The sequence below is a fragment of the Henriciella barbarensis genome (assembly GCF_003576345.1).
GTDB lineage: Bacteria > Pseudomonadota > Alphaproteobacteria > Caulobacterales > Hyphomonadaceae > Henriciella > Henriciella barbarensis.
Map to the genome: position 1 here is coordinate 222,708 of NZ_QWGB01000004.1, position 14,242 is coordinate 236,949.

General features: G+C 58.3%; 11 protein-coding genes and 1 tRNA gene. 10 read left to right on the plus strand and 2 right to left on the minus strand.

Annotated features, from left to right (window positions below):
* Positions 1 to 59: 59 nt before the first annotated feature.
* The 4 genes from D1224_RS02315 to D1224_RS02330 all read left to right on the plus strand — a co-directional run bounded on the left by D1224_RS02315 (position 60) and on the right by D1224_RS02330 (position 4,639).
* Positions 60 to 1,034 carry a hypothetical protein gene (locus D1224_RS02315; RefSeq protein ID WP_119378321.1) on the plus strand — a complete coding sequence of 325 codons (975 nt, stop codon included), beginning with the start codon at positions 60 to 62 and terminating at the stop codon, positions 1,032 to 1,034.
* A 157-nt stretch (positions 1,035 to 1,191) separates the two neighbouring features.
* Positions 1,192 to 3,189: an acetyl-CoA carboxylase biotin carboxylase subunit gene (locus D1224_RS02320; protein WP_119378322.1), complete on the plus strand. Its 1,998-nt coding sequence runs from the start codon at positions 1,192 to 1,194 to the stop codon at positions 3,187 to 3,189.
* A gap of 37 nt (positions 3,190 to 3,226) precedes the next feature.
* Positions 3,227 to 3,766, plus strand: a complete 540-nt coding sequence (locus D1224_RS02325) for a DUF805 domain-containing protein (protein WP_182482135.1) — start codon at positions 3,227 to 3,229, stop codon at positions 3,764 to 3,766.
* A gap of 78 nt (positions 3,767 to 3,844) precedes the next feature.
* Positions 3,845 to 4,639: a DUF805 domain-containing protein gene (locus tag D1224_RS02330; protein ID WP_119378324.1), complete on the plus strand. Its 795-nt coding sequence runs from the start codon at positions 3,845 to 3,847 to the stop codon at positions 4,637 to 4,639.
* On the opposite strand, the gene lipB is transcribed toward D1224_RS02330, so the two are convergent.
* Positions 4,627 to 5,328 (minus strand): lipoyl(octanoyl) transferase LipB, encoded by a 702-nt coding sequence (lipB, locus tag D1224_RS02335; protein WP_119378432.1) that lies wholly within the window; start codon positions 5,326 to 5,328, stop codon positions 4,627 to 4,629. The genes D1224_RS02330 and lipB overlap by 13 nt on opposite strands.
* An 83-nt stretch (positions 5,329 to 5,411) precedes the next feature.
* Between lipB and D1224_RS02340 the strand changes: the two genes are divergently transcribed.
* From D1224_RS02340 to D1224_RS02355, 4 genes are all read left to right on the plus strand, one after another.
* Positions 5,412 to 5,496, plus strand: a tRNA-Leu gene (locus tag D1224_RS02340).
* Between the two features lie 58 nt (positions 5,497 to 5,554).
* On the plus strand, positions 5,555 to 6,946 hold the full coding sequence (gene mgtE, locus D1224_RS02345) for a magnesium transporter (RefSeq protein WP_119378325.1): 1,392 nt from the start codon (positions 5,555 to 5,557) through the stop codon (positions 6,944 to 6,946).
* 72 nt (positions 6,947 to 7,018) lie between these two features.
* Positions 7,019 to 8,578: a lysozyme gene (locus tag D1224_RS02350; protein ID WP_147372304.1), complete on the plus strand. Its 1,560-nt coding sequence runs from the start codon at positions 7,019 to 7,021 to the stop codon at positions 8,576 to 8,578.
* A 60-nt stretch (positions 8,579 to 8,638) separates the two neighbouring features.
* Positions 8,639 to 9,811 carry an isovaleryl-CoA dehydrogenase gene (locus tag D1224_RS02355; RefSeq protein WP_119378327.1) on the plus strand — a complete coding sequence of 391 codons (1,173 nt, stop codon included), beginning with the start codon at positions 8,639 to 8,641 and terminating at the stop codon, positions 9,809 to 9,811.
* A 16-nt stretch (positions 9,812 to 9,827) separates the two neighbouring features.
* Here D1224_RS02355 and D1224_RS02360 read toward each other — a convergent pair whose 3' ends face one another.
* Positions 9,828 to 11,786, minus strand: coding sequence for a PAS domain-containing hybrid sensor histidine kinase/response regulator (locus D1224_RS02360; RefSeq protein WP_119378328.1), 1,959 nt, complete (start codon positions 11,784 to 11,786; stop codon positions 9,828 to 9,830).
* Positions 11,787 to 12,010: 224 nt separating this feature from the next.
* Between D1224_RS02360 and egtB the strand changes: the two genes are divergently transcribed.
* Both egtB and egtD read left to right on the plus strand, forming a co-directional pair.
* Positions 12,011 to 13,279 (plus strand): ergothioneine biosynthesis protein EgtB, encoded by a 1,269-nt coding sequence (gene egtB / locus D1224_RS02365; RefSeq protein ID WP_119378329.1) that lies wholly within the window; start codon positions 12,011 to 12,013, stop codon positions 13,277 to 13,279.
* A complete protein-coding gene (egtD, locus tag D1224_RS02370; protein ID WP_119378330.1) occupies positions 13,279 to 14,217 on the plus strand; it encodes an L-histidine N(alpha)-methyltransferase in 939 nt (312 codons plus the stop codon). Before egtB ends, egtD begins: the two co-directional genes overlap by 1 nt.
* The last annotated feature ends 25 nt before the right edge of the window (positions 14,218 to 14,242 follow it).

A 14,242-nucleotide genomic window follows, 5' to 3' on the forward strand; every position in this document is an offset into this window, starting at 1 on the left:
TTTTAAAGGGGTTTCTGCGACCTCTAGGGCTGTTGGAACCGGCACCGGGTGGAAACAGGATGTCCGAGGACTTGAAAGCGCGTATGGCGCAGATCGCTCAGCTGGGGCAGCTGAGCCAGTCAGAAGCGCGCCTGCTTCTCAATGAAATCTACAGCGACGGCATCGTCTCGCGCGAGGAAGCCGAGGCTTTATTCCGGCTGAATTCAACCCTGGCCGCACCTGGTCCAGACTGGACCGACCGGTTTGTCGAGATCGTGAAGGACTTTCTCCTGCTGCAGGAAGCGCCGGCCGGCTGGGTCACTGAAGAAGAGACAGACTGGTTGATCTCACAGATCGGGCGGGACGGGCATCTGCCGAACGATGCTGAGATTGATCTCATGCTGTCGACATTGCGCTATGCCGATGGTGCGCCGGTACGTCTCTCTCACTTCTGTCTGGATGCAATTGCGAACAGGATCATCGAGGCAGGTTTTGCCGACGATGAGATGACAGAGCGTATGCGCCGTATCCTGCACGCGCCGGCCGGCGACGGATCGATCTCCATCTCGAGGCATGAAGCGAATGTGCTGTTTCGCACGAACGACGCGATCGGCCATGCCTTGAACTCCAAGAGCTGGGAAAATGTGTTTGCCAAGGCTGTGCTGAACCATCTCGTCTCTGCTGCGCATCCCGATCCCCAGACAGAAGAGGGTGCCCTGACGCGTGAGGCTTGGCTTCGTGACACCGACGTCAGCGTCGGCGGTTTCCTGGGGCGTATGAGCAATGCCTTCATCAGCGGAAAATGGTTCGACCGGGTCAGCTATAGCGAGGAGTCCGCAGCCCGGGCTCGCTATTATGCCGCTAATGAAGCGCGGCGAACGGGGGCTAAGATCACCGGAGAAGAGAGCCAGTGGTTCCTGAAACGACTTGGATGGGACAAATCGATCACCCCGGCTGAGCGACGCCTCGTGAACCTGATGAAAGAAGACGTTCCGGCCTTTGCACGCGGGCTCTCAGAGGCCCTACGAGAGGACGGATTACGCGACAGCGCCTGAGCGGTGCTCGCGCTCAATCTGAGCCCGTAATCACGACAGATTACAGTCAGATCGCCTAAACCGGAGGCATGACGCAAGGGCACGTCATGGACAGGTTGGCCGCCGGGCTATAAGTCAGGGCTTCTTTTATAAATCACTGCTGATTCAGGGGTCAGTCATGTTCGAGAAAATCCTGATCGCCAACCGCGGCGAGATCGCTGTTCGTGTGATCAAGACCTGCCGACGCCTCGGTATCAAAACGGTCGTTGTCTATTCAGACGCTGACGCTGGCTCCATGGCAGTCGAGATGGCCGATGAGACGGTCCATATCGGTCCTTCGCCTGCTGCAGAATCGTACCTTGTCATGGACAAGATCGTCGATGCGGTGAAGCAGACCGGTGCAGAGGCTGTACATCCAGGCTTCGGCTTCCTGTCGGAAAACCCTGAATTTGCAAAACGGCTCGAAAAGGAAGGCATCGCCTTTATTGGTCCGAACCCGCACGCCATTGAGGCGATGGGCGACAAGATCAGCTCCAAGAATCTTGCCGCGGAAGCTGGCGTCAGCACCGTGCCGGGCCATATGGGGCTGATCGAGGACACCAAAGAAGCCGTGAAGGTTTCCAATGATGTCGGTTATCCTGTGATGATCAAGGCATCGGCTGGTGGCGGCGGCAAGGGCATTCGCGTCGCCTACAATGACAAGGAAGTCGAGGAAGGCTTCCCGGCCGTGAAGGCAGAGGCGAAGGCATCCTTCGGCGACGACCGGATCTTCATCGAAAAATTCATCGAACAGCCGCGGCATGTCGAAATCCAGATCATGGGCGACAAGCATGGCAACTGTGTCTACCTGTTCGAGCGCGAATGTTCGATCCAACGGCGCAACCAGAAGGTCATCGAGGAAGCACCAAGCCCACTGCTCGATGAGGCGACCCGCAAGAAGATGGGGGAGCAGGCTGTCGCGCTGGCCAGGGCCGTAGACTATGACAGCGCGGGCACGGTTGAGTTCGTCGCGTCGGGCGTCGACAAAAGCTTCTACTTTCTTGAGATGAATACCCGCCTGCAGGTGGAGCATCCGGTCACCGAGATGATCACCGGGGTCGATCTGGTCGAGCAGATGCTACGCTCTGCATATGGCGAAAAGCTTGCCCTCACGCAGGATGAGTTGAAGATCAACGGCTGGGCGATCGAAAGCCGCGTCTACGCTGAAGACCCTTATCGCAAGTTCCTGCCATCGATTGGCCGCTTGCGTCGCTTTCATCCGCCGGCTGAAGGCGAGCTTGGCGAGGGCACGGTGCGCATGGATTCCGGTGTCCGCGAGGGCGACGAAATCTCGATGTTCTACGACCCCATGATCGCCAAGCTGGTGACCCACGGCAAGGACCGTGACACCGCGCTTGATACGCAAGCCTCCGCGCTGGACCGCTTCCACATTGAAGGCATTCAGGACAATATCCCGTTCGTTGCGGCAGTCATGGATGAGAAACGCTTCCGGTCTGGCGACATCACCACGGCCTACATCAAGGACGAGTTCCCTGACGGTTTTGACGGCGTCGAGCCAACCGACAAGCAGCGCCTCTACCTCACGGTCACGGCCGCCTATGTACACGGCGTTTTTGCACGCCGCGCCGAGCAGATCTCGGGCCGTATGAGCGAGCCGGAAGCGGCCCGCAAGGACTGGGTCGTCATTCTCGACAAGCATCATCAGGACATCGAGCTGGAGCTTGGCGATAACAGCGCGAAGATCACGATTGAGGGCAAAACGCATAGCCTGGAAACCGAATGGAAGCCCGGCACGCATCTGCTTGAAGGTACGATTGACGGTGAACCATTTGCTGTAAAGTTTGCGGACAAAACCGAAGGCTATCTGCTGCGCCATCGCGGGGTTGCTGTGCGCGCCCTCGTCTGTACGCCGTTGACAGCCAAGATGCTCGAGCGTCTGCCTGAAAAGCCGAAACCGGATACATCCAAACTGATCATCTCGCCGATGCCAGGCCTGGTCGTTTCGGTTGACGTCGAAGTCGGCCAGCAGGTCGAGGAAGGTGAGGCTGTCTGTATCGTTGAAGCAATGAAGATGCAGAACATCATCCGCGCAGAGGCGACGGGCACAGTGAAAACCATCAATGTCGGTGCTGGCGACAGCGTCGCAGCCGACGAAATCATGGTCGAGTTCGAATAGGCATCACGCTAGCAGACCGGAGCTTTGCCGTCAGGCGATGAAAGATCTTCTCTTCAATCCGAACGGGCGGATCGCGAAGCGGCGCTTCTGGCAGGGCGTCGTGCTCGTGACGGTCGTGGCTGTCATCAAGCGCGGCATGGAAATCAAGCTTGCAGGCTCGATGGGCGGACTGCTCGGCATCGTTGCCATGCTGGTCACGCTGGGCCTCGTCTACGCAAACATCTGCATTTTCGCCAAACGCTTTCATGATGCCGGCACCAGTGGCTGGTGGATCATCGCAGTCTGGTTCGGAAAGTTTTTCACCTTTGTCCTGATGTTCGCCCTGCTGGGCGGGCTGTTCCTCGGTTCTGAGGGCACTGCCTTGCTCGAAGCTGTCATGGAAGGCTGGGCATCGGCGGATGAAGCGCAACTTACGCAGGCGTCTCGTCAGCTGGTGGACTTGCTCTTCCCGCTGATCATACTTTCCTATGTCGTGAATGGCGTCCTCGCGGCCCTGATTGTTGGCAGTCTGCCAAGCGATCCGAAAGCGAATGCGTATGGGCCGCCGCCGGGAAATGGACCGGAGACATTCAGCTGATATTTTTCTTATCGTTTATTGATAAATTCGAATATAGAGATATAAACGTTTATCGATAAAACGCGAAAGCCATCCTGAATGTCAGACACGACCGATACTGCAATCGACCCGAAGCGCCCCTGGCTGACAGATGAGCGAGAGCTTCCAGAGCGCATGAACTGGTTGCAAACGCTGTTTGATCCGACGGGGGAATCGCCGCGCCTGCACTTTACCCGCGCCTGGACGCTTCTCTTCGCGCTGCAGGCAATGATCATAGTTGTCCCGTTCACAGTTGCGCTGGTCCTGAGCCTCGCGGGCGGCGATGGCGCTGGTGTTTCGACCTTCGGTACCTATGCGACACCAGTCGTCTTTATCGCGACAACACTCATCTCCTATGTGATTCATTCGCGGCGCCTGAACGATGCTGGCAAGACGCCGCTTCTGGCGATCCTGCCACTCATTCCGTTGCTGATCGGTTTTGCTCTTTTCACGACGAACGCGATGTCGACGGCCGAGAGCTATGACAAGCAGTTCGAGATGCGGCAGGACTATCTTGCTGATCCGGACGCCTTCAGGGAACGCCAGCGCGAAGAACGCGAAGCAGCTCGCGAGAAAGCTGAAGCCAGTGGTGAAGAGGGCCAACAGCAGCAACGTGGACGCGGCGGCCCTCCGGGTGGACGCGGCGGCATGAATCTCGACCAGCCAATGGCGCCGAAGACAGAGTTCGTTCTGAAAGCCGCTGCGCCGATGATCCAGAATGTGATGATCCCGCTAAGCGGCCTGATTGCAGTCTGGAGCCTGATGTGGGTCGCGCGCGTGCCTTTCTTCGGCAACTATCCGCCGAATGGCGGCGCCTCACGTTCAACAGTGGATCGTCGACCTTACGCGTCCTGATCGCGGAGCGGGGCAGGGGTGTCTTCCAGATTTGACAGGAAGACGTCACGAAAGGACTTCTTCAACGCGATGTCCGCATCATCCATCGACACCGGCAGGCCGAGGTCGACAAGGCTGGTGACGCCGAGGCCGTCATCTGAAATCCCGCACGGCGTGATGCCTTCGAAGTGGGAGAGATCAGGCTCTACGTTCAGGCTGATGCCATGGAAGCTGACCCAGCGCTTCAGGCGCAGGCCAATGGCGGCGATCTTGTCTTCGCGTGTCGGGGCACCCGGCGATGACCGGTCGACCCAGACGCCAACGCGGCCGCGGCGGACCTCGCCTTTCACATTGAACTCTTCCAGTGCGCCGATCACCCAGGCTTCGAGCTTGGCAACGAAGTCGCGTACATCGCGGCCGCGCGCGGCAACGTCCAGCATGACATAAGCGACCCGCTGGCCGGGTCCGTGATAGGTGTACTGCCCGCCGCGGCTGGTCTCATGGACGGGGAAGCGATTCGCGTCCTTGAGGTCGTGTGGCTTGGCACTGGTGCCGGCGGTGTAGAGCGGTGGATGCTCAAGCAGCCAGACAAGTTCTGGCGCGCCCTCGTCGCGGATTGCCCTGACACGGCGCTCCATGAAGGCGATTGCGGCATCATAACTGACCGGCTTTTCGCTGACGGCCCATTCAACTGCGGGAAAATCTGTCATTTCGCGCATATAGAGGTGCAAGCAGGGCTTCACAAAGCTTCTTTGCGCACTTATACCGCGCGGACTTCCCGTAGGGATCCAGTGCGGTCGTGGCGGAACTGGTAGACGCGCAGCGTTGAGGTCGCTGTGGAGCAATCCGTGGAGGTTCGAGTCCTCTCGACCGCACCATCCCTGGGGAAGTCAGGCAGCTCGGGCGCCTCGCCGTCCGGAACGATGGAGGGGTCCCTTGTCCGATCTGCCGCAAACCAACCAGACAGATACATCAGATGAGCCCGGACGCGAAGCACATCTCGACTATGTCCAGGATGTGCGCGACGCCGTCTGGGACCGCGACACGCGGTGGCTGGCAAGGCTTCTGGCGAGGCTTCATCCCGCCGATGCAGCTGACCTTCTCGAGCAGCTTTCCGGCGATGATTTTGCGGCCTGTGTAGACCTTCTCGGCGGCCAGCTACCGACAAGCATCATTATCGAGCTGCGCGATGAGTATCGCGAAGAGGCTGTCGAAGTCCTGCCAGATGACGCCGTGGCAGCGGTGCTTGGTGAGCTGGATTCAGACGATGTTACCACCATCCTCGAAGACCTTGAGGAAACCCGGCGCGAACGCATCCTCGATGAGCTTGCGCCGGAAGACCGTGCTTCGCTGGAGCAGGGCTTTGCCTATGAGGAAGAGACGGCCGGCCGGCTCATGCAGCGCGAATATTTCGCCGCGCCTGAGTTCTGGACGGTGGGACACACCATCGACCATGCGCGCGAGCATGCTGATGACCTTCCAGCAGAATTCTTTGAAGTCTACGTCATCGACCCGGCGCACAAGCTGAAAGGCCAGGTTCCGCTGGCGACGCTGCTGCGCACGCCGCGGGACATCAATCTTTCCGACATCATGGAAGAGGTCGAGTCCGACATCCGGGTCGAGATGGACCAGGAAGAGGCGGCCTACCAGTTCCAGAAATACTCGCTCGCCTCGGCGCCCGTCACCGATGACAATGGCCGCCTGATCGGCATGCTGACTGTCGACGATGTTGTTGACGTCATTCAGGAAGAAAATACCGAAGACCTTCTCGCGCTTTCCGGTGTGAACGCGGCCGATGGCTCTGACACCGTCCTCGACTCGGTCAAATCGCGTGCGCCCTGGCTAGCGGTGAACCTTGTGACCGCCTTCATCGCCTCAGCCATTATTGCGATCTTTGAGGGTGTGCTTGATCAAGTGGTGCAGCTGGCCATCCTGATGCCGGTCGTCGCAGCCCTTGGCGGCAATGCCGGCAGCCAGGGCCTCGCCGTTGCCGTGCGCGCCATCGCCGAGCGCGAGATGGAAGGAGATGCAGGGCGCCGGGCGATCTTGCGTGAGACACTCACCGGACTTGCAAATGGCGTGATCTTTGCGATCGGCGTGGGCATCATCGCTTTCGCCTGGTTCAGGAGCCCCGAACTCAGCCTGACGATCTCCGTTGCCATGTTTGCCACATTCATCTGGGCAGGCTTTTCAGGCATCGTCGTACCTCTTACCCTGAAGCGCGCAGGCGCAGATCCTGCTGTTGCTTCATCGGTCTTCGTGCTGACACTTACAGACATTATGGCGTTCTTCAGCTTCCTCGGCCTTGCGACCTTGATCCTGGTTTAGGCAGCATCGCTTGGCCGCCCGGCCTGCGACTTGCAGTGTCAAAATGCATTGTATCGGTTTGGAGCAATTACTGTGTCAGAACTTCGTACATCAGACGCGGGTCTCAAGCTCATCATGGCGTATGAGGGGTTTCGATCAGAGTCCCGCAAACTGCCGGACGGGCGCTGGGTGATTGGCTATGGCCACACCAAGGCAGCGCGTGAAGGACTGAAAATTACGGAAACCGAAGCCAAGGCTATCCTGTCTGAGTTTGACCTGCCACCAATCGAGGAAGCGCTTAACCAGCTGCTGCTCGTGCCGGTGTCGCAAAATGAATTCGACGCCCTTGTTTCGTTCGCTTTCAACATTGGCCTCGTGCAGTTCGAAAGCTCAGACGTTCTGGCCAGCATCAATGCGGGCAACAAGCTCAAGGCCGCATGGGCCATGGAAAGCTGGCGCAAGGCCCGTGTCGGGCAGCGTGATATGGTCGTAGATCCACTCGTTCGTCGCCGCGCCGACGAGAAGGCGCTGTTCCTCAAGATCGATGGCCCGGTTCCACACGCCTCCAGCAGCCATTTTCGTCCGCTTGTCGATATCGAGGAGACCGACCGCTATCGCAAACAGGTGCAGATGGCGTTCCAGGTTCCTGGCAACCCGGCCAACGACCAGATCGACGAAGAGATTTCCACTGAGGCGGCCGCGCGGCACGTCAAAGACCGCCTGACCCGGATCCTTGGTGAAGAGGAAGACCAGGGCGATGGTGAAACCGCAGAACTCAAGACTGATCTCGACGGTGCGCGTGAAGATGATGAGAAAAGCGTCGATGATATTCGCGCCGCCGTTTCTGCGCTCGCCGGTACAGCGGTGGCAGAAGGCGAGGCTGAAGGTGACCTGAAAGTCGAAGACGCCTCAACCGACGAGCAGGACGCTGAGACTGAGGTCGCTGCCGACGACACCGAAGACGACAACAAGTCAGTCTATACGATCAGCGCTGCGAACGATGTCGAAGAAGAGCCAACGGAAGAAGCTCCAGCAAAGAAAACCTCTCCGTTCGACCTGATCGTACCGCCTTCGGCGCAGGTTAAGCCTGAAGAGACCGAAGAAGCTGCACCAGCAGCGAATGAAGATGCAGACGAGCGCGACTCTATCGACGACGCAGACATCGTCGAGGGTGAAGCACTATCCGGCGACGAGAAAGAAACGGACGAAAGCGAAGGTGACGAGCAGCCGGAAACCGAGCGCCGTACTGAAACGCTTGAAACCGAAGACTTCGACATCGTTTCAGAGCCGCTTACGGTTGAAGACGCTGATGATGTTGAAGAAGGCGAATACAAGGACGAGCTCGGCCGCATCCTGATCGACGATCTTCGTCCGTCCGATGTCTGGCTCTCCGAAGGTCACGAAGACGATGACGAGACCAAGGAAGGTCCGCTGGAAACGCTGCTGTTTGGCGTGCTCGCCCTCGTTGGGGCAGGCCTGTTCACCTATGGCGGCGCCGGCGAGTTTGGTTGGTTCGGCATGGAACGCCAGGACGAAACGGAGCTGATGGCTTATCTGCCGGCATTCCTTATGCTTCTCGGTGGTCTGGTGTTTGTCGTGATGGCTTACTACTGCTTCAAGGCAATCTTCCCGGGCAAGAAGAAGAAAGACTAGGCCCGACAAAGGGGCATTCGCCGCATTGGCAATCTGGGCAATTTTGGCTACATCAACGCCATGATCCCGAACACATATCCCACGCTGAACTTCGACCTTGGCGAAACCGCCGACATGATCCGCGATACGGTGAAAAGTTTTGCCGCTGATCACGTCGCTCCGCTGGCTGCAGAAATCGACCGCACTGACGTCTTTCCGCGCCACCTCCTCCCGAAAATGGGTGAGCTTGGCCTTCTCGGCATTACCGTGGAGGAAGAGTGGGGGGGGAGCGGCCTTGGCTATCTCGAGCACGTCGTCGCCATGGAAGAAATCTCGCGCGCGTCTGCGTCTGTCGGCCTCTCTTATGGGGCGCATTCGAACCTTTGCGTGAACCAGCTTCGCCGCTGGGGGACGGACGAGCAGAAGAAGCGCTATCTCGAAAAACTGGTGACCGGTGAGCATCTTGGCGGCCTTGCCATGTCCGAGAGCGGCGCTGGCTCTGATGTCGTCTCGATGAAGCTGAAAGCCGAGAAGAAGGGCGATCGCTACATTCTCAATGGCTCGAAGATGTGGATCACCAATTCGCCGGATGCCGATACGCTGATCGTCTATGCGAAGACAGAGCCTGACAAGAAGTCCCGTGGCATTACGGCCTTCATCATCGAACGCGGCATGAAGGGCTTCTCGGTCGCCCAGAAGCTCGACAAGCTGGGTATGCGAGGTTCCGAGACCGGAGAGCTGGTTTTCGAGGACTGCGAAGTGCCCGAAGAGAACATCATGGGTCCGCTTAATGGCGGTGTCGAAGTCCTGATGAGTGGTCTCGACTATGAGCGCGCTGTACTGGCGGCAGGGCCGACCGGCATCATGCAGGCCTGTATGGACATCGTAATCCCGTATGTTCATGACCGTAAGCAGTTTGGCCAGTCCATCGGCGAGTTCCAGCTGGTCCAAGGCAAACTCGCCGACATGTATGTCCAGATGAACGCCGCCAAGGCCTATGTCTACACAGTCGCCAAGGCGTGTGATCGTGGGGAGACGGCACGCAAGGATGCCGCCGGCGCGATCCTCTATGCTGCCGAAATGGCAACGAAGCTCGCACTCGACGCGATCCAGTTGCTTGGTGGCAACGGCTATATCAATGAGTATCCGACCGGACGCCTGCTGCGCGACGCGAAGCTATACGAAATCGGGGCAGGGACGTCGGAAATTCGCCGCTGGCTGATCGGACGTGAACTGTTCGGCGAAACAGCCTGATAGCGAGTGGCGGCGACTAGATCGCCGCCTGCAGCCTCTCGTTTGAGGACTGGACGCTGAGCACCTGGCCCATTGCTGAAATCAGCGAACGCTCATCGATTGGTTTCGAGACATAGCCGTCGAAACCCATCCCAAGATAACGTTCGCGGTCGCCAGCCATGGAATCTGCTGTCAGTGCGAGAACGGGAATAAGCCGGTTCGGGCTCGCCGACATGCGGAGGCGGCGGAAAGCTTCAGCGCCATCCAGGCTCGGCATGTGGATGTCCATGAGAACAATGTCGAAAGGCTGATGGCTTAGTTTGTCGAGCGCCTCATTGCCATCATTCGCTAGTGTAACCTCGACGTCGTAATGCTCCAGGAAAGTCTTCGCGACACGGAGATTGATCGCATTGTCGTCCACGACGAGCGCCCGGCAGCCTGAAAGACTGGTGCGTGGTCTTGGCTCGCGGATCTGGACCGTCTTGGTGGGTTGAGGGCTGTACGGTGCGGAGACATCCTGTGCCGCAAAGGTGAGAGTGAACACTGAGCCACGCCCTTGCTGGCTGACCACCGACACGTCACCCCCCATCATTTGTGCAAGCTTGCGCGTAATAGACAGGCCAAGGCCGGTGCCGCCGAACTTGCGTGTGGTCGAGCCGTCTTCCTGCGAGAAACTATCGAAAATCTTGTCCAGCTTGTTCTCGGCAATGCCGCAGCCGGTGTCAGATACATGGATCGTGACACGTTGCGTCTCTTCGTCTTCGCCTGGCGCACTCGACACGACAATCATCACCTCGCCTTGCTCGGTGAATTTGATCGCATTGGAGATGAGATTCCCGACGCATTGGCGCAGGCGAACCGGATCGAAAATCAGGCTGGACGGCACGTCGGGATGCACGAACAGCTTCAGCTTTATGCCTTTTTCTTCGGCAAGCGCTTCATGCAATTTGAAAAGGCTGCTCAGCTTGTGCCGGAGGTCGCTGGCGACGGGCGTGATTTCAAGCTTGCCTGCCTCAATCTTTGAAAGATCGAGAATGTCATTGAGCAGCACCATCAGGGCACGTCCGGAATCCAGAATGATGGACACCTGTTCGCGCTGGACCCCTGTGAGGTCGCCGTGGACGAGGGTCTGCGCCATACCAAGCACGCCATTGAGGGGAGTACGGATCTCGTGGCTCATATTTGCCAGGAATTCCGATTTCATGCGTGTGGCCTGTTCGGCGCGGTGCAGGGCGTCACGAAGCTCATGCGCTTTCCGGCGTTCTTCGCGGACATCCAGAATGTGCAGGATGTAGACCGGATCGGTTTCACCGGGAAGAAAGGCGGTATTCAGCGCGATGGAAAGGCGGATGCGATTGCCTGACGGGGTCAGCATTTCTCCATCTGAAACATGCTGCATGACCGCGCCGCTGGAAAGCTTCTGCTGGAGTTCCTTGCTGCGGCGCGCCTGTCCTGTCCCCATCAGCGTGTCGATGTGCTGGCCCGCGACTTCGTCGAATGTCCGCTCCGAAAGCCCTTCCAGAACCGGGTTCATATAGAGGAGGGCGCCATCGTGTGCGGCAATTGCGATGCCATGAAGCGCGCGGTCACAAGCGAGACGAAGCAATTCGGCCTGCTCCTTGGCCTCATCACGCTGTTGCGCGATATCTGTAATCTCGTGGGAGCAGCATAGGACGCCCCGTTCCGTAGAAATAAGGCTCGTTTTCATGATCTTGTTGAGCATCTTCGCCGCCCGGCCCTGCTGGGTGACGAGGGTGCCCTGCTGTCCTGTTTCCAGGCATTCCAGAAGGGCTCTGACCATTTCGGAGTCGCGGTAGGATGGGTCGAATTCGAATATCCGCATGCCCACAATGCTGCCACCGTCGGGCAAAATGGATGCGTTCATCAGATCGTTGGCATCGATCCATTCCAGGTCGATGATTTCACCGTGCTCGTCACGTACGGGTGCCACTTCACAGACCAGTATCGGGAGTTTGTCGAAAATGTTCGAGCGCATAGCCACCCCGGCGTGTAATTGGTTCGGATATTACCTTCGTGTAACCATGGCGGATCGAGATTTAACAACGGGTTGATGAATCTGCAGCTACTATTGCTGTTGCGGCGATCTAACCACGTACGGCGACGCCGAAGCATCGCCGATTTGCAACTGACACATTGTCGTCGGGAACACGCGCTATAGTTGTTTGTTAGACAAAAGTTGCCAGCCAGAAGGAGCGCGCGATGCTCTCAGCAAGCCCTCAAGGCGTCTCGAAGGCCAAAACCGGGCTGCTGCCAGCCTTTGAACGTGTGCGAGCCTATTCCCGAGATCTCGCCAGGCCGCTGTCTGATGCTGATGCGACGGTTCAGTCGATGGAAGACGCCAGCCCGGCCAAATGGCATCTGGCGCATGTGACCTGGTTTTTCGAATGTTTCGTCCTCAAACCGCATCTTTCAGGTTACGAAGTGTTCGACGAGACCTTCGAGTACCTCTTCAATTCCTACTACGATGCTGTTGGTGAACGTCACCCGCGTCCGAGCCGGGGCATGCTGACACGCCCGACACTTGATGACGTGATGGCCTTCCGGACACATGTCGACCGAAACATGGCGAATCTTCTATCTGGCGATGTGTCGTCTGAAGTGACTGAGCTGGTTACGCTCGGCCTTCATCACGAGCAGCAGCATCAGGAGCTGTTTCTCACCGACATCCTACACCTGCTGAGCCAGAACCCTCTGCAACCAGCTTACCGCGCCTCCGAGCCACGACTTATGGCGGGGCGCGCGAAACCGCTCGACTGGCACCGTTTCGAAGGCGGTCTCGTTGAAATCGGGCATGAGGGCGATGGCTTTCACTATGATTGCGAGGGGCCGCGCCACAAGCAGTATCTGGAACCGTTTAAACTCGCTGGCCGCGCCGTCACCAACGGTGAGTGGATGGCCTTCATTGAGGATGGCGGATATGAGGCACCAGGCAACTGGCTTTCCGATGGCTGGGCCTGCATCCAGTCGAAGGGTTGGACGGCGCCGCTCTACTGGCACCGCAAGGACGGCGCTTGGTGGACGATGACGCTGCGAGGTTCCCAGCCGGTCGACCCCGAAGCGCCTGTCACACACGTGAGTTTCTATGAGGCCGACGCGTATGCAAGCTGGGCTGGCGTGCGTCTGCCAACCGAAGCTGAATGGGAAACAGCGGCCAGAGACCATGATCTTGCCGGCAACGACGCCGGGACAGGCCGCCTGAGCCCTGCACGTCAGTCCAGCCGAGGGCTTAGCGGCCTTTTTGGTGATGTTTGGGAATGGACGGCGAGTTCTTTCCTTCCCTATCCGGGCTTCAAGGCGCCGGAAGGCGCGGTTGGCGAATATAATGGCAAGTTCATGAGCGGTCAGATGGTATTGCGCGGTGGATCCTGCGTGACCCCGCCTGACCATATCCGCCCGACGTATCGAAACTTCTTTCATCCCGACAAACGCTGGCAGTTCTGCGGCGTAAGACTTGCGAGGAACGCCTGATGGACGGCGCCGGAATTGACCCTTTTCTTCAGGATGTGCTGACCGGTCTGGCGCGAGATCAGAAGTCGATCCCGAGCCGCTGGCTCTACGATGCGCGCGGTTCTCGTCTCTTTGATGACATTACCGAGCTGGATGAGTATTACCCCACGCGCACAGAGCTTACCATTCTCAACGAGCAAGCAGCAGCGATGGCTGACGCGATTGGGCCTGAAGCTGTAATCGTCGAGTATGGCGCGGGTAGCCTGCTGAAAGTGCGCATTCTGCTCGACGCACTGGAGCGCCCGAAAGCTTTCGTGCCAGTCGATATTTCTTCTGAGCACCTCAAAGAGGCGGCTCATGAGCTGAAGTCCGCTTACGGCGAGCTCGAAGTTTATCCCGTTGCCGCTGACTTCATGGACACGAACCTTGGAAGCAATCTGCCAGGCGGGGGCGGCCGGCGGGCTGGCTTTTTTCCCGGTTCGACCATGGGCAACCTGCTCGACAGGGACATAGACAGCTTCTTGCGCACGACGCGCGAGGATCTGGGCGAGGGTGCCTGCTTCATCATCGGTCTGGACCAGCCGAAGTCGCCGGACATCCTCGTCCCGGCCTATGATGACGCAAAGGGCGTGACGGCAGAATTCAATCTGAATCTGTTGCGACGGATCAACCGCGAACTTGATGGTAATTTCGACTTGGAAAGCTTCAAGCATGAGGCTCGCTGGAATGACGCCGTCAGTCGTATTGAAATGCATTTGCGTAGCTTGAAAGCGCAGACCGTCGAGGTGGCTGGCCAAACCTTCAAGTTCGAAAAAGGCGAGACAATTCACACGGAAAACTCCCGCAAGATTGCACTCGACCGATTTGCCGAAATGGCGGAAAGTGCGGGTTGGGAGCTGACCCGCAAATGGACGGATGAAAATGGCCTGTTCGCCGTCGTCCTGCTTGAAGCGCGCTGACTAGGTTTCTCCCAAATGGGAGGAC